Below are 18,830 nucleotides of genomic sequence, written 5' to 3'. Positions count from 1 at the left end.
AAGAAGGACCACTTCGTCACGCTGGGCGTCCCGCAGGACGCGTCCCGCGACCAGGTGAAGGCCGCCTTCCTGAGCCTCGCCAAGGTCTTCCACCCGGACCGGCTGCCCCCGTCGTTGCCCCACCTGGCGCCGAAGATCACCGCCGTCTTCGAGTCCATCCGCGAGGCCTACGAAGTCCTCCACGACGACACCCGCCGCAAGAACTACCAGCTGGCCCAGCAGGGCGCGCAGGCCGCTCCCAAGCCCCCGGTCGCGGGCCCCGGCGCCCGCCCCGGCAGCCCCTCCGCCGCCCGCGCGGACACGAACCCGGACGACCTGTTCCGCATGGGCGAGGTCTTCTTCCGCAAGCGCGACTTCGTCGCCGCCAGCGAGCACTACGAGCGCGCCCACGCCCTGGACCCCAAGCCCCTGTACCTCGCGGCGCGCGCCTGGTCCGTCTACATGGACCCCAACCGCAAGGCCGACATGCCCCGCGCGAAGCAGTGGATGGCGGATGCGGTGCGCGCCGACCCGAACTGTGATCGCGCCCACTACCAGCTGGGCGTCATTGCCCGCGTGGAAGGGGACATGGACCGCGCGGAGAAGCACTTCCGTGAGGCGGTGCGTGCGAACCCCAAGCACCTGGAGGCGAACCAGGAGCTGCGGCTCATCGACATGCGCAAGAAGAACCCGCCCAAGAAGGGTCTCTTCCGCTGACTTGCCTGTCCTCCAGGGAGGGAAACGGCCGGTTTTCCGGACAGTCCCGCCCATTGACACACCTGAAAGCCGGACCCGATGCTTGCCCCCACGGGGCGCGTCCGTTGGATCCGCTGTCCCGCCCGTTTTGAAAGGCATGCCACGTGGCCAAGCAGCACCTGCTCCTCGTCGATGGTGACGCGAAGAGTTTGCGCGTGATGGAGGTCAGCCTGAAGAAGGCGGGCTTCTCCGTCACGACTGCGATCCACGGCAAGGATGCGCTGGAGAAGGTCCAGATCAGCCCGCCGGACCTCGTGCTCGCGGACACCAAGATGCCGGAGATGGACGGCTTCGAGCTCTGCAAGACGCTCAAGTCCGACGAGCGCTTCAAGTTCATCCCCTTCGTCTTCCTGACGAACCAGAAGTCGGTCGAGTTCAAGGTGCGCGGCCTGGAGCTCGGGGGCGACGACTACCTGACGAAGCCCATCTACATCAAAGAGATCGTCACCCGCGTGAAGATGATCCTTCAGAAGGCCGAGAAGGAACGCATCGAGAAGCGCGAGACGACCAAGGGCGGCTTCGCGGGAAGCCTCGCCGACATGGGCGTCGTGGACCTGGTCCAGACCTTCGAAATCGGCCGCAAGACGGGCGTCATCTCCATCCAGGGCGAGCGCACCGGCACCGTCTACTTCAAGGAAGGCCGCGTCATCGACGCGGAGCTGGGCCGGCTCAAGGGCGAGAACGCCTTCTACCGCCTGCTCAACACGTTCGAAGGCCAGTTCGACGTGCAGTTCACCACGTTGGACCGCACGGAGCGCATCGAGGTCTCCACGCAGGGCCTCCTCATGGAGGGCATGCGCCGGCTGGACGAGTGGGGCCGGATGCTCGAGCAGCTCCCGCCGCTGGAGACGGTCTTCGAGATCGACTACCACCAGCTGGCGGACCGCCTGTCGGAGATCCCCGACGAGGTGAACGGCCTCCTGCGCCTGTTCGACGGCAAGCGCGCGCTGTCGCGCGTGGTGGAGGACTCGGACTTCGAGGACCTGGCCGCGCTGGGCATCATCAGCAAGCTGTACTTCGAAGGCCTCATCCGCGAGCTGGGCAACGCGCCGCTGGAGCCCGTGCAGAGCAGCAAGCCGGGCATCGAGCAGTGGCTCAACGCCGCGCCGCCCATCCCCGTGGAGGTCGCGCCCGCGCAGGAGGCCGCGCCCGCGGAGGTCCCGGTCGCGGTCGAGGAGCCGGCCCCCCCGATGGAAGCGGCGCCCGTGGCGGAGGAGCTTCCGCCCGTCGAGGAGGCTCCGCCCGCGCAGCCCGAACCCATGGAGGAGGTCACGCCGGTGGCGGAGGTGGCGCCCGCGCCGCTCTCCGCTCAGCCCGCGCAGGTGATCATCTTTCCGCCGCGCACCCGTCCCGGTGAGGGCGGTCCTCCTGCGTTCGGGCAGGAAGCGGAGCCTGTCGTGCCTCCGCTGTCGCAGGAGGGCTCGGCGTTCCTCGTGGAGCCGCCCCCGGCGCACCGCGCGGTGGATCATGCGCGGCGCAGCCTGCTGCTCGACTGGAACCGGGTGGACACGGAGGGCCTGAGCTCCTCCAGCACCTGGGGCCCCGGTTCGCCCTGGGGGTCCGCGCCCCGCGCGCCGGTCCCCGCCGCGCCCAGCCCGTTCGCCGCCGCGCCCGTGCACGCGCCCGTGGAGCCGCCGCCGTCGCGTCCGCCCATCTTCGGTGGCGCCGCCATCGCGCCCAGCCCGCTGGCGCACGTGCCGCCTCCCACGCCGGCTCCGCCGTCGTCCGAGGTGACGCTCGTCAGTGGGACGGAGCCCCATCAGGAGGAAGTGCCGGTGGAGGAGGCCGCGCCGCAGCAGCTCGCGCTGCCGCCGTATCCGGGCCACGGCATCGTGCCGCCCCAGGTCGCTCCCGTGGCGCTCAACGTCGAGTTCCCCGCGACGACGCCCTTCGACGCGCAGCCGGCCCCCAGCGAGCCGGTGGACACCTCCGCGCAGGACGTGCCCGCGTCCGAGGCGTACTTCACGGAGCCTGAAGCTCCCGCGCCCGCGCCGCCCGTGGCGAGCGCCCCGGTGCCCGCCGCGCCCGTCGCGAGCGCGGCGGCCTCCACGAAGCCCGGTGCCGCGAAGCCCACGCACGACGAGGACGACGCGGCGCTGATCGCCGCGATGAAGCCCAAGCGCACGGGCCTCTACGTCGCGGGCGGTCTGCTCCTGGTCGCGGCCGTGGCCGCGGTGATCATCTCGAAGGGCTCGGGCAGCACCGAAACGCCCAAGCCCAACGAGCCCAAGGTGACGCAGCCCACGCCTCCCGTGGAGGCGCCCAGGCCGCCGGAGACGACGCCTCCGCCGGCTGTCACGCCGCCGCCCGTGAAGACCGTGGACGCGCAGCCCGACGCGGGGGTTCCCCCCACGAAGACGGTCACCGCCCCGGAGGACGCGGGCACGCCGGTGAAGACGGCCACGCCCGAGCCCGCCGCTGTTCCCGACGCGGGCGCCGTCGCGGTCGCCCCCACGCCCACGCCGCCCCCGGACGCGACGCCGCCCGTGGTGCAGGCGAAGGCCACCTACGCGGACTTCATCAAGGACGGCCGCGCGGCGATGGCGCGCAAGAGCTTCAAGTCGGCCGTGGGCGCCTACCGCAAGGCGCTCGCGCTCGACACCGCCTCCATCGAGGCGAAGACGGGCCTGGGCATCTCGCTGGCCAACAACAGCAGCACCAGCGAGGCGGGCTACCGGGAAGCGGCCAAGCTGCTCCAGGACGTCGTGAAGGCGGAGCCCAAGAACGCGAAGGCCTGGTTCTGGCTGGGCAGCTCGCTCCAGTTCTCCGGTGATCAAACCCGAGCGGCCGAGGCCTATAAGAAGTATCTGTTCCTCGAACCGACGGGAGGCTCCGCGGAGGACGTGCGCGCACTGCTCAAGGGGATGGGCAGCTAGGCGGCCTGTCCGCTTCCGCCTCCCGTCCTTGCTGGAGTCGTCGTGCTCGTCCTGGGACTTGAAACCTCGTGCGATGAAACCGCCGCCGCCGTCGTGGAGGACGGGCGGCGCGTCCTGTCGGACGTCGTCTCCACGCAGGTGGACATCCACCGCCGCTGGGGCGGCGTCGTGCCGGAGCTGGCCAGCCGCAACCACATCGTCCAGGTGATGCCCGTCGTCCACGAGGCCCTCACCCGCGCGGACAAGACGCTGGACGACATCGACCTGCTCGCCGTCACGTCCGGCCCCGGCCTCATCGGCGCGCTGCTCGTGGGGCTCCAGGTGGCCAAGGGGCTGAGCCTCGCCACCGGCAAGCCCTTCGTGGGCGCCAACCACCTGGAAGGGCACCTGCTGGCCATCCGGCTGCTGGAGGACGCGCCCGCGCCGCCGTTCCTCGGGCTCGTCGTCTCCGGCGGCCACACCAGCCTCTACGAGGTGCGCGACTACGGGAACTACCGCCTCGTGGGCCGCACGCGCGACGACGCCGCGGGCGAGGCCTACGACAAGACGGCGCGCATCCTCGGCCTGCCGTACCCGGGCGGGCAGCCCATCGACGAGCTGGCCCAGAAGGGCAACCCGGAGGCCATCCGCTTCCCGCGCGCGCTGCCGGGCGACAACCTGGACGTGTCCTTCTCCGGGCTGAAGACGTCGGTGCTCCACCACGTCCAGAAGCACGGTGTGCCGGAAGGCCAGGCCCTCCACGACCTGTGCGCGTCGTTCCAGGAGGCGGTGGCGGACGTGCTGTCGAAGAAGCTCGTCGCCGCGGCGAAGAAGCTGGGCCACACCCAACTGGTGCTCTGCGGCGGCGTGGCGGCGAACTCACGGCTGCGGGCGCTGTGCAAGCAGCGGGCGGAGGAGCGGGGCCTGCGCATGTTCCTGCCGCCGGTGCGGCTGTGCACGGACAATGGCGCGATGATCGCCGTCGCGGGGTATGAAGCGTGGCGCCGCGGCTTGCGCGGTGATTTCCGCCTCGCGGCCGACCCCGCCTGGCGCATGGAGTAGGGGCCTCAAAGTGGATTCTCCGCGCGAAATCCTCAAGCGACACGGCCTGCGGGCCAAGCACAGCTGGGGACAGAACTTCCTCGGGGACCCGGACGCGCTCCAGGCCATCGCGGACGCGCTCGTGTTGCGCGAGGGCGAGCCCGTGGTGGAGCTGGGCCCGGGCCTGGGCCACCTCACGCGCTTCCTCGCCGCCACCGGCGCGCACGTCACCGCCGTGGAGCGCGACCGCGACATGGTGGCCGTGCTGGAGAAGGAGGCCATCCCCGGCGTGCGCGTGGTGTCCGGCAACGCCGCCACGGTGGACTTCGCCCAGGTGGCGGGCGCGCCGGAAATCGCGCTCGTCGGCAACCTGCCGTACCACCTCACCAGCCCCATCCTCTTCCAGGTGCTCGCGCAGCGCGCCCACATCTCGCGCGCCGTCTTCACGCTCCAGAAGGAGGTCGTGGTGCGGCTGGCCGCGGAGCCCGGCAACCGCGACTACGGGCTGCTCACGGTGCTGCTCGGCCTGCACTTCGACGTGGAGCAGGTGCTCACGCTGGAGGCGTGGCGCTTCCATCCGCCTCCGAAGGTGGACTCCGCCGTGCTGCGGCTCACGCGGCTCAAGAAGCCCCGCGCGCCGCTGGTGGACGAGGCCCGCTTCACGCGGCTGGTGAAGGCCAGCTTCGCGCAGCGCCGCAAGACGCTGATCAACTCGCTCAAGTCCGACAAGGGCCTGGCGCCGCCGGAGGTGATGCTGGCCGCGCTGCGGACGGCGGGCATCGACCCGGGCCGCCGCGCGGAGACGCTCTCCCCGGAGGAGTTCGCCGCCATCGAGCGCGCCCTGGGCCCCGTCACCGCCATGGCGCCGCCGCCCCCGGACGCGCCGGAAGAGGACACTTCGTCAGAGGAGTAGGAGCGGAGGAGCAGGGGACGTCAGCGCTTCTGGCCCAGCACGGCCAGGAGCCCACCCTGCTGGGCGAGGAACGCGCGGAACTCGTCCTCGTCGATGCGCAGGCGCGCGAGCACGCCGCTGAGCACTTCCTCCACGGAGCCCTCCGGCCGGCGCTTCAGCTCGAAGGCCGTCTTGAGCAGGGCCACGCCATAGAGTGGATCCACGTCCACCGGAGGTGCGGGAGGGGCCGTGGCCGGACGGGCGGCGGGCGCCACTTCCGTGGGCTCCACCAGGTCCACTACCGCCGTCTTCACCCGCTGCCTGCCGCGCATCTTTAGGCCCGTTGCTCCGCTGTCCGTGTTCGCGGGCACCGTAGGGGATGACTCCAGATGGCGCAAGGGTGGGGTGATCCGGCGAAAATTGCCGGATGCGCGGGGGCATGGTTGTGTTATCCGCCCCCCGCGCGCGCATGTGTCCCATGCGTGGATTCCGGGGGCGGAGGCCTCGGGCCGATGGACCACCGCTACATCGTCGTCGAAGGCCCCATCGGCGTGGGCAAGACGAGCCTCACCAACCTCCTCACGGAGCGCCTGGGCAGCCGCCGCATCCTCGAAGTCGTGGAGGAGAACCCCTTCCTCTCCAGCTTCTACGCGGACCGGCAGAAGTTCGCGTTCCAGACGCAGGTGTTCTTCCTGCTGTCGCGCTTCCGCCAGCAGCAGGAGCTCTTCCAGCAGGACCTGTTCCGTGCCGTCACCGTGAGCGACTACCTGTTCGCGAAGGACCGCATCTTCGCCAACCTCACGCTGGCGTCCGACGAGCTGGCCCTCTACGACCGCGTCTTCGAAGCCCTGGGGCCCCGCGTCCCGCAGCCCGACCTGGTCATCTACCTCCAGGCCCAGCTGGACGTGCTGCTGCATCGCATCAAGAAGCGCGGCCGTGAGTTCGAACGCAAGTTCGACGCGGGCTACCTGGAGTCGCTCACGCACGCCTACAACGACTTCTTCGCGCACTACCAGGACACGCCGCTCCTGGTGGTGAACACGTCGGACATCGACTTCGTGCACAACGAGCAGGACCGCGAGGACCTGATGCAGGCCATCGCGTCCGCGAAGTCCGGCGTGCAGCACTACACCCCCCGGTCCCGCCGGGGCTGACGGCCGCCGCCCGGCTGGTTGCCTGGCGGGATGCAGTGATCCCCCCACGCGGCCCCGAGGGCGTTAGAGTGCATCCCCGTGGAACCCTGGCCTCCGGCGATCCCCCTGGGGACGGCGAGGGGCCTGACGTTCCACGCGGCTGTCCCACCCGTCTTGCCACAGGAGGTGAACCGTGAAGGACAAGGTCACCATCCACACGCTGAAGCGCCTGAAGCAGTCCGGTCAGAAAATCTGCATGGTCACTGCGTACGACGCGACGTTCGCGCGCATCCTCGACGAGGGAGGCGCGGACGTGCTCCTGGTCGGTGACTCGCTGGGCATGGTCGTCCAGGGCCAGGACTCCACGCTTCCCGTGACCATGGACCAGATGGTCTACCACTCGGCGGCGGTGGCTCGCGGCGCGAAGCGGGCGCACGTGGTGGGCGACCTGCCGTTCATGAGCTACCAGGTGTCGCCGCAGGAGGCGGTGCGCAACGCCGGGCGGCTCGTCTCCGAAGGCAACGTGGGCAGCGTGAAGCTGGAGGGCGGCGCCGAGTTCGCCGACACCGTGCGCGCCATCGTCCGCGCCAGCATCCCCGTCATGGGCCACCTGGGGCTGACGCCGCAGTCGGTGCACAAGATGGGCGGCTACGTGGTGCAGGGCCGCGACGAGGACGCCGCGCGCCGCATGCTGGATGACGCGCTCGCGCTGGAGGCCGCGGGCGCCTACGCGCTGGTGCTGGAGGGCGTGCCGCTGGAGCTGGCGCGCACCATCACCCAGAGCCTGAAGATTCCCACCATCGGCATCGGCGCGGGCAAGCACTGCGATGGCCAGGTGCTGGTCTGCTACGACCTGTTGGGCATGAACCCGGACTTCAAGCCGAAGTTCGTCAAGCGCTTCGCCAACCTGCACGGGAACATCACGGAGGCCGCGAACACGTACTTCGCTGAAGTGCGCGCGGGCACCTTCCCGGATGAAGAGCACAGCTTCAAGGCCACCAAGGGCATCCGGCTGGTGACGCCCACGCCCGTCGTCCCCGAAGCGGAGGGCGCTGGCGAGGCGGCTGAGAAGGTCGGCGGCATCTACGGGGCCCCGGTCTAGCCATGGCTCCCCACGTCCTGCGCACCGTTCCAGAAGTGAAGGCCTGGGTCGCGTCCCTCCAGAAGGAGGGAAGGACGCTGGCGCTCGTGCCCACCATGGGCTTCCTGCATGAAGGGCACGTGTCGCTCATGAGGGAGGGCGGCCGGCGCGCGGACGTGGTGGCTGCTTCCATCTTCGTGAACCCCACGCAGTTCGGTCCCCGCGAGGACCTGGCGCGCTACCCGCGCGACTTCGAGGGGGACCTGGCGAAGTGCGCGAGCGCGGGCGTGTCCGCCGTGTTCGCGCCGGAGCCCGCGGCGATGTATCCCCCGGGCTACCAGACCTACGTGGACGTCACGGAGGTCAGCCAGGGGCTGTGCGGCGAGCGGCGTCCCGGCCACTTCCGGGGCGTCGCCACCATCGTCACGCAGCTCCTGGCGCTGTTCCGCCCGGCCGTGGCGCTCTTTGGTGAGAAGGACTACCAGCAGCTCCAGGTCATCAAGACGCTCAACCGCGACCTGCACCTGGGCGCGGACATCGTGGGCATGCCCACCATCCGCGAGGCGGACGGGCTGGCCATGAGCAGCCGCAACGCGTATCTGTCCGCGGATGAACGCCGCCGGGCGCTCGCCCTGTCGAAGGGCATCCGGGCGGCCCAGGGCCTGCTCGCCTCCGGCACCCGGGACACGGGAGCGCTGGTGGAGGCCGCCCGCCGTGAATTGCAGGCAGCGGACCTCCGGGAGGACTACGTGGAGGTGCGGGACGCAGGGACCCTTGCACCCCTGGTGACTGTGGCGCCCGGACAGACGGCGCGGATGCTGGTGGCGGCCTTCTCTGGCACCACGCGGCTCATCGACAACATGCCGCTGGCCGGTTAGGAGACCCGGGACACGTTATGGCCGCTGGAAAGTCGAAGGGTGTGGGTGCGGAGCCGGGGGTGAAGCTCATTGCCGAGAACCGGCGTGCGCGCTTCGACTACACGGTGGATGAGAAGATAGAGGCCGGGCTGGAGCTCACGGGGAGCGAGGTGAAGTCGTTGCGTGAAGGAACGGCCAACCTGTCGGACGCCTACGCGCTCCAGAAGGGCACGGAGCTGTTCCTGCTCAACGCCCACATTGGCTCCTACAAGGCGGCCAGTGTCTTCGACCACCTGCCCACGCGGGGCCGGAAGCTGCTGATGCACCGCGCGGAGATCGACCGGTGGACGGCCAAGGTGCGCGAGCGCGGTTACTCCATCATCCCGCTCGTGCTGTACTTCAGGAAGGGCCGGGCCAAGGTGGAGCTGGGCCTGTGCCGCGGCAAGACGCACGAAGATCGCCGCCACGACATCAAGGAACGGGAGACGAAGCGGGAGATGGACCGGGAAGTGCGCCGTCGTTGAGGGCGCGCCCGAATTTCCCCGCCGGACAGGCTGGAATGGACAAGAAGGTTTCCGACAAGAAGGAGCGGCTGCTGGCCGCGCTCGACCAGGGCATGGTGATGATCCACCTGGACGCGCGCCGCCCCGGCGTGCTCGTCCCCGCCAGCCTCCGAGGCGAAGCGCATCTGCGCCTCAACCTCTCCTACCGTTTCGAGCCGCCCGACCTCACGGTGGGCGAGTGGGGCGTGCGCTCCACGCTGAGCTTCTCCGGTTCGCGCTTCACGGTGGCGGTGCCCTGGTCGGCGCTGTTCGCCATCGCCAGCCACGTGACGAAGGAGTTCTGGATGTACCCGGAGGAGATGCCGCCGGAGCTGCTCCAGCAGCCCCCGGTGGCATCGGCCTCCGTCGCGCGTCCACCGCAGCCCGCGCCCGCGCCCGTGCCCGTCGCCGCCGAAAGGCCCCGCGCCTTCCTGCGCGAGGTGCAGGCGGAGCGCCCCGACGAACCGGAGTCACGTCCGGAGGTCGCGGCCCCGCCACCGCCGCCCGAGGGTGGGCCCCCGGAGGAGCCGCAGCCGCCGCGCCGGGGTGGTCACCTGCGGCTGGTGAAGTAGGGCGGGCCGCCCCCAGGCCCCGGCGGCGCGTCAGCGCTTGAGCTCCGCCGCCACGTCCGCCTTGCGTCCCCCCATGAACGAGCCCGTCCAGGGGCGGTAGCCCTTGAGCTTGAGCTGCACCGTGACGGAGCGCGCGGGGTAGACGTTGTCCATCGACAGCGGCGTCTTGCCCACCTCCACGCCGTCCACCAGGACGGTGGCGCCGGAGGGCTCGCTGCGGATGGACAGGAGCGCCGTCGGAGCGCCGAGCGCGTGCATCACCTGGGCCTCGTAGCGGGGCCACAGGAACAGCGCGCCCGCCGAGAGCACCGCCGCGGTGCCGAACAGCGCCACCGCCAGTCCCCAGCGCCCGCGGGGGCGGGGAAACGCCATGGGCTCGAACTCCGTCGGACTGCTCTCCGCGCGGGGCGCGCGCTCCTCCAACTCCAGGTCGCCCTGGCCCGCCTGACGGATGCTGGGCCGCTCCCCTCGCTCCGTCCCGTCCAGGTCCGAAAGGGACTGCGTGGCCAGCGCGGGCGCATCCGGCTGGGACCGGGCGGCCGAGGATGTCGCCAGGGCCTGCGCATTCGCCGGGTGCCGCGCGGAAGCAGCGGCCGCCGACACAGGCGCATTCGTCGGAGCTCGAGCAGACGCGGGGGGATTGGGCTGGGACCGCGCGGAACCAGGGGCCGCCGACGCGGGCGCATTCGCTTGGGGCCGAGCGGATGCGGCCGGCGCCGTCCCGCGCGCGCTCACAGGGCCTGTACCGCCGGTCATCACCGGATCCACCGGTGACGTGCTCGCATCGCTCCAACGCGCGGAAGGCCCCCGTGTGCAGGACGCGCACGGCGACTCCGGGGACTCCAGCGCCGAGCCACACAGGGCACAGGTGTGGACCACGTCGCCGGACGCGGACAGTGAGACGCCTCCGGCCGGCGGGCTCCACGGCTCCTCTTCCTCCGCCCCCACGGGAACGGCCGCGGGAGGCGCCTTCCACGGCGCGGACGCAACAGTCCCACCGCCATGAGCCGTCGCCGGCCGGGCAGCACCGGGCGCGGAGGGAACCCGCCCCAGGTCCATGCCCTCGCGCGGCGCGGCGGACATCACGAACGACGCGGACGTTGAAGCGGGGGCTTCCGCCAGGGCGGCCCGGGCCACCTCTCCCACGGACATGGGCAGCCGGACGCCGCGCAGGAAGGTCGCCAGCGCATGCGACGACGCGGGCTCCCCCGTCTGCGCGAGCCACCGCGCGAGCGCCTCCGACACGTCCTCCGGCTCGGGGAAGCGGGCCGCCGGGTCGCGCGACAGCATGCGCAGCACCAGCGTGGCCAGCGACGCCGGCACGTCCGGCAGCGACGCGGGCGCGCGGTTGAGGATGGAGTACGCCACCGCCATCGGCTCCGCTGAGCCGCCGAACGGGTGCTGCCCCGCGAGCATCTCCGCCAGCAGGGTGCCCAGGGAGAACTGGTCGCTCAGCGCCGTGGCCGGCTCGCCCCGGAGGACCTCCGGCGCCGCGTAGGGCACCTTGCCCTTGAAGGCTCCAGGCTCCGTGCGCGACAGGCCCGCCAGCCGCGCGATGCCGAAGTCCGTGACCTTCACCTCGCCTTCACGCGACACCAGCAGGTTGGACGGCGACACATCCCGGTGCGCCGTCATCACGACCTGACCCTCGTGCTGGCGGCGGTACGCGTGCTGCAATCCCGCCTGGGCCTGGCTCGCGATGAACACCGCCAGGTGCGGAGGAATCCGCAGCCCCTGGCGCGTCACCGCCCGCATCAGCGCGCCCAGGTCCCAGCCGTCCACCAGCTCCATCACCAGGAAGAGCCCCTCGGCGCTCTCTCCCACGTCGTGCACGGTGACGATGTTCTGGTGTTGCAGCAGCATGGCCAGCCGCGCCTCGGAGACGAACATGCTCGCGATGTCCGGCTCACGCGCCAGGTGCGGCAGCACGCGCTTGATGGCCACGGTGCGCTCGAAGCCCTCCGCGCCCTTCGCCACTCCCAGGAACAGCTCCGCCATGCCTCCCGTGGCCAGCGGTTGCAACAGCCGATAGCGCGACGTCACATGGACCTCTGGAGGGGCGCGGTGGGGAGCCTCAGCCCTGCGACTGGGTGATGACCCTCAGTTGATTCCACGGGTAGATGCCCGTGCTGTGCTGATCGCTGAAGACGAACGCGAGCGCGTAGTTGCCCACGGGCTGCATCTGCAGCACGCGCAGGTTCGCGGGCACCTGCGAGGGGTCCAGCGTGCGCTTCGCCGTCCACTCGTCCACGCACGCGGCGCACGGGCACTGCTGGCGCAGCACCTGCGCGGTGGCCGTCGTCGTCGCGCCGTCATCCCACGTCAGCGTCAGCGACTCGCCGTCCGCGGACAGCTTCGCATCCGTCGCGCTGACGGGCTTGGGCGCGGGCTTGATGCGATCCCAGAAATTGCTCACCGGTCCACCTTCCAAGGCTTGGGGCAACTGCCCCTCCCTACCATCCTTCCAGCGGGGTGGGGTGGTTGCCGCGAAAGCGAAGGAGCCCGGGAGACGGGGCTTCAGGAAGCCAGCTTGACGGGCTGCCGGTGGCCTTCCAGCCGCACGCCCCGCTGGGCCAGCACCGCGCGCAGGGCCTGCACCACCTTGGGGTCCAGCTGGGCGCCGCTCAGGTTGTCCAGGATCTCCATCGCCTTCTCCAGCGGCATGGCCTTCTGGTAGGGGCGCGTGGAGGTGCACGCATCGAACGTGTCCGCGCACGCCACGATGCGCGCGAGCATCGGGATGGCCTCGCCCTTCAGCTTGTCCGGGTAGCCCGTGCCGTCCCAGCGCTCGTGGTGGTGGCGCACGCACGCGCGCACCGGGCCCAGGAACGTGACGGGACCGATGATGGCGTCGCCAATGGCGGGGTGCTCGCGCATCAGCGCCATCTCCTGGTCGGTGAGGCGTGACTGCTTGCAGAGGATGTTCTCCGCGATGCCAATCTTCCCGATGTCGTGGAGGATGCCGCCGTACTGCAGCTGCCGCAGCTCGCGCTCGGTGAGCTTCAGCTCCTTGCCAATCTCCACCGCCACGTCGCCCACGCGCTGGCTGTGGCCGCGCGTGTACGCGTCCTTGGAGTCGATGGAGTTGGCCAGCGCGACGATGGTCTCCAGGTAGCCCTTCTCCAGGCTCTCGTAGAGGCCGCGCGTCTCCATGTCGTACGCCAGGAGCTGCTTGCTCATGTAGTTGAACGTCTGGGCCAGCTCCCCCAGCTCGTTCTTCTGCTTGAGGTGCACCTCCACTCCGAACTTGCCGCGCGCCAGCTCCAGCGACGTCGCGATGAACGTCTTCAGGGGCTGCGTGAGGTTGCGCGAGAAGATGGCCGCCAGCACCAGCGCCACCAGGATGGCGCCGCCCAGGCCCAGGAGGATGCGGCGCTCCATGGTCTCCACCTGGCGGTAGGCGTGCTCCACCGGCTGCTCGGACACGATGGCCCAGCCCGCCTCCGGCAGCACCGAGTACGCGGACACCACCGCGGCGCGCCCGTCGCCGAAGTTGCCCACGTGGAACAGCTCCGTGTCGGGCGTGCCCTCGCGCTGCTTGAGCAGGTGCGCCAGCGGCAGCCGCTTGGACACATCGTCGCCCACCGCGCCCAGGTCGCCGCCGCCCGTGATCAAGCGGCCGTGCCGGTCCGCCAGGTACGCGAACCCCGTGCTGCCCACGCGCTCCTGCGCCAGCATCAGCCGCAGGCCCGCGAGCGTCAGGTCCGCGGCCATGTAGCCCTGCACCGGGTCACCCACGGGGAAGGCCAGCGTCACCACCGGCCCGCCGCCGCCGCCACCCTGGGACGCCACCACGTCCGAGTAGCGCACCCCGGTGAGCCCCTCCTCCAGCAGCGCCCGGGCGCGCTCCTCGTGCTCCGCCACCGCGCTGGGCGCCATGTCGTGCACCGCGAAGGCCTGCAGGCCGGGCAGCCGCTGCCGGTCCGCGCCGAACACCGTGAGCGCCAGCACCTCCGGGCGCTGGTTGAGCACCGACGCGATGTGCAGCCGCTGCGTGTCGCGCGACAGGGTGAAGAAGCCGCCCGGCACGCTGGACAGCCCCACCACCCGCTCCGTGGGGTCCTCCAGGAAGCTCTCCGCCTTGAGCCGCAGCTGCTTCACGCGCTCCTGCGCCAGCTCCTGCGCGTCGCGGATGAGCAGCTCCCGCGTATGGGACACCGACAACCAACCCACCATCACCGTGGGGATGATGCTGACCACGAGCATCAAGAGAAGAATGGCTTTGAAAAGTCGCACGGCGGGGGCTCCTCGCGGCAACGGCGGCTACTTCTGCCAGCCGTTCTTCACCTTGACGTTGAGTTCGAGCGATTCCGCGGCCAGCTCGAAGCGCCGTGTCTGGGAGGGCAGGGACCGCCCCTGCTCCGGGCTCACCGCCGTCACCGTCCAGCGATAACGGCCCGCGGGCAGCGGCGGCAACGTCCATTGCCGCGCGGCCACCACCGAGCGCACCGGCGCCGGCGCCACTCCGCCTTCCACGCCTTCGGCGACGACCTCCACCTCGTACCGCGTGGCGCTCGTGACGGAGGCCCACGTCAGCGTCACCGGCCCCAGCAGGTCTCCGGACGCCGGCTTCAGCGTGAGGCGGACCTTGTCAGCGGGCTGCGCCAGCTGCGGAGCGCCGGGCGGCTCCGGCAGCACGGTGCCCTGCTGCACGCGCACGGACTCGCCCTTCGCCAGCACGCGGGTGGCGTGCTGCGCCTCCACGGTGACGGGCGGCCCCTGGCGGTGGGTGACGGTGGTGGTGCCCGCGTCGTGGTCCACCTCCACCGTGAAGTTGGACGGCTGGGGCGGGTTGAGCAGCGCCCACGCCTCGTCCGCCTTGTGCAGCGCGTCCGCGTACCGCGCGGCCTGGAAGTGCGTCTCCGCGTCCTTGAGGCGGGCCTCGGCCTCAAGGCGGCGCGCATCCTCCGGCGCGGCCTTCACCGCCGCACGCGACATCTCCAGCGCCTTGAGCGCCGTCTGCGGCTCCGTGCCGGGAGCCTTGCGCGGCCCTGGCGCCGAGGCGCCTCCGGGAAGGGGAGCGCCTTCCGGCGACTCGCGCCCTACGGACGTCGGGGCGGTTGACGGCACCACGGACAGCCCCATCCACGCGCTGAGCCAGAGGGCGGCCTTCATTGGAATTCGATCTTCCTGCCCGCGCGAACCGTGGCGGATGGAGTGGTGACGGACAGCGACTGGGTGGCTGGCTTCTCCAGGGTGGCGTCCACCCGTCCCCGGAGGACGGTGACATCCGTCCGGAGCTTGCTCTCCGCGATACCCACCAGGGAATCGCCCCTCAGGTGCAGGGTGCTTCCGTTGGCGAACACCACCTGGGCGCTGGCTCCGGCCTCGGTGCGGACCTTGTCGTTCTCGTAGAGGGGCAGCTCGTCGCGCGCGGGGCTCCACTCGTCCGCCACCGCGCGTTTGATCTGCACGTCCCCCTTCAGCTCCCGCAGGTGCGCGCGGGGAACAGGCGGAGGCAGGGGCGCCTCGGTGGGCCCTCGGGGCTTCTCATCGGCGGTGCAGCCGGGAGGCAGGGCCATGAGTGCGACCGCGAAAAGCAGGGGAGGCCAGCGTCGTCCATTCACCAGAGGGGTCTTCCTGCGGCCACTCTACCCGGAAAACCGCGAAGGAAGGGGCCCCCCGCCCCATCCCGTTCACGCGCGCCTGCTAGTCCAGTCGCCTGTGTGATAGGCACGGCAAATTCCGCCGGATGCGTGCTTGGAGCTCCGGGTCCACCGGCGCGACCGCCAGGCCCTCGCCTTCGGAGGCCCGCGCCGTCACCAGCCCCCACGGGTCCACCACCATCGCGTGGCCATACGTCAGCCGCTGCGCGGAGTGCCGTCCGCCCTGGGCTGGGGCCAGCACGTACGCCTGGTTCTCGATGGCGCGGGCGCGCAGCAGCACCTCCCAGTGGTCCTTGCCGGTCATCATCGTGAAGGCCGCCGGCACCGCGAGCAGCGTCGCCCCGTCCTTGGACAGCCGCCGGTACAATTCCGGGAAGCGCAGGTCGTAGCAGACGCTCATGCCCAGCCGTCCCACCACGGTGTCCGCCGCCACCACCTCCGTCCCCGGCGCCACGGCCGCGGACTCCTGGTAGGTGGCCCCGTCTCCGACATCCACGTCGAACAGGTGCATCTTCCGGTACACGGCCAGCCGGGCGCCATCCGGGCCGAACAGGACGCTGGTGTTGTAGAGCCGCCCGCCGGGCGCTCCCTCCTCCAGGATGGAGCCGGCCAGGAGCGTCGTCCTCGTCCCCCGGGCCAGCTCCGCCATCCGGCTCAGGGTGGGGCCCTCCAGGCCCTCCGCCGCGCAGGGGCGCTCGGGCTCCGGGCCCATCCAGGAGAAGTTCTCCGGCAGGCCCACCAGGTGGGCTCCCAGGGAGGCGGCCTGGCGCACGAGGCGCGTGGCCACGTCCAGGTTGTAGGCCTTGTCCGCGGTGGACACCATCTGAGCGGCGGCGATGAGGTGCATGGGGGCGTTATAACGCCACCGGCGTGACTCGGAACCCCTGGGAATCCTTCAATCCCGGGGGACGTTTGACCCGGTGCCTCGGGGTGTGTCCTTCCTTTACACCCCGAGGGGGCGTGTGTTACGGACGCCCCGACATTTTTCGACGCATCACATTCGAAAAGTGGGCCGCCGTGCCCGCTTTTCGCGTTTTTGGAGACCTGTTTCCTGGCCATGGAGCCGAAGAACATCAAACAGACGGTGGAGGAGAAGGCGGCGTCGCTGCTAGACCCCATCGTGGCGAACGAAGGCCTGGAGCTCCTGGACGTGGAGTACGTCCGCGAGCGCGAGGGCTGGGTGTTGCGTTTGTTCATCGACAAGCCCGGTGGCCGGGTGGGACTGGAAGAGTGCTCCCAGGTGTCGCGCGCCGTGGATCCGGTGCTCGACGTGGAGGACTTCATCCCCCAGGAATACAACCTGGAGGTGTCCAGCCCGGGTGTGAACCGGCCCTTGAAGAAGCCGGCGCACTTCGAACGGGTGAAGGGGCAGAAGGTCAAGGTGAAGACCTTCGGCCCGCTGGGTGACCCGCCGCGGAAGAACTTCAGCGGCACGCTCACCGATGTGGCGGCCGACGCCATCTCCGTGGACGTGGAAGGGGGCGGCGTCTTCGCCATCCCGTTCAAGGACATCGCCAAGGCCCATCTGGAGTTCGAGTTCTAGAAGCCCACATACAGGGGACCCTGTTCGCGCCAGGGCCGCCCGTGGACCCATTTTCGGAGAAGACAAAGCCATGCCCACGCCCGCCAACCCGGCAGTCAACCTCAACCTCGTCCTGGACCAGGTCGCCAAGGACAAGGGCATCGAACGGGCCGTGCTCATTGCCACCCTCGAGGACGCGATGAACACCGCGGCCAAGAAGCACTTTGGCCAGGACCGCAACCTGGAGGCCAAGTACGACCCGGAGAAGGGCGTCGTGGAGCTCTTCCAGGCCATCACCGTGGTCGCGGAAATCACGGACCCCGTCCAGGCCGTGAATCAGATCACCATGGAAGAGGCCCACAAGAAGGGCATGGAAGTGGAGCCCGGTGACGAGCTCGTCTTCCAGATCTTCTACCGGGACGAGGACGCCGCGGAAGCCAAGGCCCAGGACGACCAGTACGGCGACATCCTGCGCCTGAAGACCTTCCGCCGCGGCTTCGGCCGCATCGCGGCGCAGACGGCCAAGCAGGTCATCCTGCAGCGCACCCGCGACGCCGAGCGCGAGAACGTCTTCAACGAGTACAAGGACCGCAAGAACGAGATCGTCACCGGCATCGCCCGCCGGTTCGAGCGCGGCAACATCGTGGTGGACCTGGGCCGCGCGGAAGCCGTGCTGCCCGTCCGCGAGCAGGTCCCGCGTGAGACCTACCGCCCCGGCGACCGCGTCCAGGCGTACGTGCTGGACGTGCTCCGTGAGTCCAAGGGCCCGCAGATCGTCCTGTCGCGCGCGTCCGTGAACCTGCTCACCAAGCTCTTCGAGATGGAGGTGCCCGAAATCGCGGAAGGCATCGTCGTCATCGAGGCGGCGGCGCGTGAGCCCGGTGGCCGCGCGAAGATCGCCGTGTCCAGCCGCGACTCGGACGTGGACCCCGTGGGCGCGTGCGTGGGCATGAAGGGCAGCCGCGTGCAGGCGGTGGTGCAGGAGCTGCGCGGGGAGAAGATCGACATCGTCCCCTACGATGAAGACCCGGCCCGCTTCGTCTGCTCGGCCCTGGCCCCGGCGGAGGTCAGCCGCGTCATCATCGACGAGGCGAACCACGCCATGGAGCTCATCGTCCCGGACGACCAGCTGTCCCTGGCCATCGGCCGGCGCGGGCAGAACGTGCGCCTGGCCGCCCAGCTGACCGGCTGGAAGCTGGACATCAACAGCGAGAGCCGCGTGCGGGAGATGCGCGAGTTCGCCAGCCGCTCCCTGGGCGCGCTGCCGGGCGTCAACGAGATGCTGGTGGAGACGCTCTACGCGCACGGCTTCCGTCAGGCGCGGGACGTGGCGGACGCCAACGCGGAAATGCTGGCGCAGATCCCCGGCATCGACCCCACCCGCATCGCGGCCATGCAGGAAGAGGCCAAGAAGCGCATGGTGGAGGACCAGCAGGAGCTGTCGCGCATGGACTACGAGCGCGAGCAGGCCCGCCTGGCCGAGGCCCGCCGCCACCCGGACGAGCTGTCCCAGCCGGAGCGCATGGCGCGCGTGCGCGGCGTCGGCGAGAAGACCATCGAGCAGCTCATCCTCGCCGGTTACCGCACGGTGGAGGACATCGCGAACGAGAAGGACCTCACCCGCCTGGGCGACGTGCCGGGGGTGGGCATCAAGAAGGCCCGCCAGCTGAAGAGCGCGGCGGAGAACTACCTGGTGGAAGAGGCCAAGCTGCGCGCGGAGTTGAACGCGGAGCGGGGGCTGCTGGCGTCGGCTGGCGGCTCGGAGGGCGCGGAAGCGGCCAAGGCACCGTAATGACAAGGGGGTAGGTGGATGCGCCGCGAAACCAAACGGCCCGGGACACATCCCACGGAAATCACGGCGTCAGGTCCGGTCAGGACCTGCGTCGGGTGCGGTTCGCGCAAGGCACAGGCGGAACTCACCCGGTTCGTGGTAGGTCCCCAGGGCGGCGTGGTGGCGGACAGGCGGCGGAGGCTGCCGGGGCGGGGGGCGTACC

19 protein-coding genes are annotated in these 18,830 nt (G+C 70.6%); 12 read left to right on the top strand and 7 right to left on the bottom strand.

Features of this window, described 5'->3' with window-relative positions; translation table 11 throughout:
* The 4 genes from D7W81_RS29030 to rsmA all read left to right on the top strand — a co-directional run.
* Positions 1 to 696: J domain-containing protein (locus tag D7W81_RS29030; protein WP_120558646.1), on the top strand; the 696-nt coding region annotated here is incomplete at its 5' end.
* Between the two features lie 143 nt (positions 697 to 839).
* Complete coding sequence (locus tag D7W81_RS29025) at positions 840 to 3,611, top strand: response regulator (protein WP_120558645.1); 2,772 nt, start codon at positions 840 to 842, stop codon at positions 3,609 to 3,611.
* Positions 3,612 to 3,653: 42 nt separating this feature from the next.
* Positions 3,654 to 4,652, top strand: a complete 999-nt coding sequence (tsaD, locus tag D7W81_RS29020; RefSeq protein WP_120558644.1) for a tRNA (adenosine(37)-N6)-threonylcarbamoyltransferase complex transferase subunit TsaD — start codon at positions 3,654 to 3,656, stop codon at positions 4,650 to 4,652.
* Positions 4,653 to 4,662: 10 nt separating this feature from the next.
* The gene (gene rsmA, locus D7W81_RS29015) at positions 4,663 to 5,544 is read left to right on the top strand and encodes a 16S rRNA (adenine(1518)-N(6)/adenine(1519)-N(6))-dimethyltransferase RsmA (protein WP_120558643.1); all 882 of its coding nucleotides are present in this window, start codon (positions 4,663 to 4,665) and stop codon (positions 5,542 to 5,544) included.
* Between the two features lie 20 nt (positions 5,545 to 5,564).
* On the opposite strand, the gene D7W81_RS29010 is transcribed toward rsmA, so the two are convergent.
* The gene (locus D7W81_RS29010; protein ID WP_120558642.1) at positions 5,565 to 5,855 is read right to left on the bottom strand and encodes a hypothetical protein; all 291 of its coding nucleotides are present in this window, start codon (positions 5,853 to 5,855) and stop codon (positions 5,565 to 5,567) included.
* Between the two features lie 180 nt (positions 5,856 to 6,035).
* Here D7W81_RS29010 and D7W81_RS29005 point away from each other — a divergent pair, with 180 nt between their 5' ends.
* From D7W81_RS29005 to D7W81_RS28985, 5 genes are all read left to right on the top strand, one after another.
* On the top strand, positions 6,036 to 6,677 hold the full coding sequence (locus D7W81_RS29005; protein ID WP_120527230.1) for a deoxynucleoside kinase: 642 nt from the start codon (positions 6,036 to 6,038) through the stop codon (positions 6,675 to 6,677).
* 172 nt (positions 6,678 to 6,849) lie between these two features.
* Complete coding sequence (gene panB / locus D7W81_RS29000) at positions 6,850 to 7,758, top strand: 3-methyl-2-oxobutanoate hydroxymethyltransferase (RefSeq protein ID WP_120558641.1); 909 nt, start codon at positions 6,850 to 6,852, stop codon at positions 7,756 to 7,758.
* 2 nt (positions 7,759 to 7,760) lie between these two features.
* Positions 7,761 to 8,615, top strand: coding sequence for a pantoate--beta-alanine ligase (gene panC, locus D7W81_RS28995; RefSeq protein ID WP_120558640.1), 855 nt, complete (start codon positions 7,761 to 7,763; stop codon positions 8,613 to 8,615).
* Positions 8,616 to 8,632: 17 nt separating this feature from the next.
* The gene (gene smpB, locus D7W81_RS28990; protein ID WP_014398822.1) at positions 8,633 to 9,118 is read left to right on the top strand and encodes an SsrA-binding protein SmpB; all 486 of its coding nucleotides are present in this window, start codon (positions 8,633 to 8,635) and stop codon (positions 9,116 to 9,118) included.
* A 35-nt stretch (positions 9,119 to 9,153) separates the two neighbouring features.
* Complete coding sequence (locus tag D7W81_RS28985; RefSeq protein WP_120558639.1) at positions 9,154 to 9,708, top strand: ClpXP protease specificity-enhancing factor SspB; 555 nt, start codon at positions 9,154 to 9,156, stop codon at positions 9,706 to 9,708.
* Positions 9,709 to 9,738: 30 nt separating this feature from the next.
* On the opposite strand, the gene D7W81_RS28980 is transcribed toward D7W81_RS28985, so the two are convergent.
* From D7W81_RS28980 to D7W81_RS28955, 6 genes are all read right to left on the bottom strand, one after another.
* Positions 9,739 to 11,751, bottom strand: coding sequence for a serine/threonine-protein kinase (locus D7W81_RS28980; RefSeq protein WP_120558638.1), 2,013 nt, complete (start codon positions 11,749 to 11,751; stop codon positions 9,739 to 9,741).
* Positions 11,752 to 11,782: 31 nt separating this feature from the next.
* Positions 11,783 to 12,124 carry a DUF971 domain-containing protein gene (locus tag D7W81_RS28975; RefSeq protein ID WP_120558637.1) on the bottom strand — a complete coding sequence of 114 codons (342 nt, stop codon included), beginning with the start codon at positions 12,122 to 12,124 and terminating at the stop codon, positions 11,783 to 11,785.
* Between the two features lie 101 nt (positions 12,125 to 12,225).
* On the bottom strand, positions 12,226 to 13,944 hold the full coding sequence (locus tag D7W81_RS28970) for an HD domain-containing phosphohydrolase (RefSeq protein ID WP_120558636.1): 1,719 nt from the start codon (positions 13,942 to 13,944) through the stop codon (positions 12,226 to 12,228).
* A gap of 27 nt (positions 13,945 to 13,971) precedes the next feature.
* Positions 13,972 to 14,823, bottom strand: coding sequence for a peptidoglycan-binding protein LysM (locus D7W81_RS42515; RefSeq protein ID WP_158621709.1), 852 nt, complete (start codon positions 14,821 to 14,823; stop codon positions 13,972 to 13,974).
* A complete protein-coding gene (locus tag D7W81_RS28960) occupies positions 14,820 to 15,230 on the bottom strand; it encodes a FecR domain-containing protein (protein WP_208721488.1) in 411 nt (136 codons plus the stop codon). Before D7W81_RS28960 ends, D7W81_RS42515 begins: the two co-directional genes overlap by 4 nt.
* 127 nt (positions 15,231 to 15,357) lie before the next feature.
* Entirely contained in the window at positions 15,358 to 16,161 is an 804-nt protein-coding gene (locus tag D7W81_RS28955) for a carbon-nitrogen hydrolase family protein (protein ID WP_120558634.1), read from the bottom strand.
* A 210-nt stretch (positions 16,162 to 16,371) separates the two neighbouring features.
* On the opposite strand from D7W81_RS28955, the gene rimP reads away from it, so the two are divergent.
* From rimP to D7W81_RS28940, 3 genes are all read left to right on the top strand, one after another.
* A complete protein-coding gene (rimP, locus tag D7W81_RS28950) occupies positions 16,372 to 16,857 on the top strand; it encodes a ribosome maturation factor RimP (protein ID WP_120558633.1) in 486 nt (161 codons plus the stop codon).
* 70 nt (positions 16,858 to 16,927) lie between these two features.
* Positions 16,928 to 18,628: a transcription termination factor NusA gene (gene nusA / locus D7W81_RS28945; protein ID WP_120558632.1), complete on the top strand. Its 1,701-nt coding sequence runs from the start codon at positions 16,928 to 16,930 to the stop codon at positions 18,626 to 18,628.
* Positions 18,629 to 18,646: 18 nt separating this feature from the next.
* A partial coding sequence (locus D7W81_RS28940) for a YlxR family protein (protein WP_120558631.1) occupies positions 18,647 to 18,830 on the top strand: 184 nt, incomplete at its 3' end.

The sequence above is a fragment of the Corallococcus aberystwythensis genome (genome assembly GCF_003612165.1).
Lineage (GTDB): Bacteria > Myxococcota > Myxococcia > Myxococcales > Myxococcaceae > Corallococcus > Corallococcus aberystwythensis.
This window is presented reverse-complemented; position numbering and strand designations above follow the sequence as displayed.

Coding starts and splice junctions, on each gene's coding strand:
- D7W81_RS28960 (WP_208721488.1), bottom strand. CDS start 15,230: ATGGCCCTGCCTCCCGGCTGCACCGCCGATGAGAAGCCCCGAGGGCCC.
- rimP (WP_120558633.1), top strand. CDS start 16,372: ATGGAGCCGAAGAACATCAAACAGACGGTGGAGGAGAAGGCGGCGTCG.
- panC (WP_120558640.1), top strand. CDS start 7,761: ATGGCTCCCCACGTCCTGCGCACCGTTCCAGAAGTGAAGGCCTGGGTC.
- nusA (WP_120558632.1), top strand. CDS start 16,928: ATGCCCACGCCCGCCAACCCGGCAGTCAACCTCAACCTCGTCCTGGAC.
- D7W81_RS29005 (WP_120527230.1), top strand. CDS start 6,036: ATGGACCACCGCTACATCGTCGTCGAAGGCCCCATCGGCGTGGGCAAG.
- D7W81_RS42515 (WP_158621709.1), bottom strand. CDS start 14,823: ATGAAGGCCGCCCTCTGGCTCAGCGCGTGGATGGGGCTGTCCGTGGTG.
- D7W81_RS28955 (WP_120558634.1), bottom strand. CDS start 16,161: ATGCACCTCATCGCCGCCGCTCAGATGGTGTCCACCGCGGACAAGGCC.
- D7W81_RS28985 (WP_120558639.1), top strand. CDS start 9,154: ATGGACAAGAAGGTTTCCGACAAGAAGGAGCGGCTGCTGGCCGCGCTC.
- D7W81_RS29010 (WP_120558642.1), bottom strand. CDS start 5,855: ATGCGCGGCAGGCAGCGGGTGAAGACGGCGGTAGTGGACCTGGTGGAG.
- smpB (WP_014398822.1), top strand. CDS start 8,633: ATGGCCGCTGGAAAGTCGAAGGGTGTGGGTGCGGAGCCGGGGGTGAAG.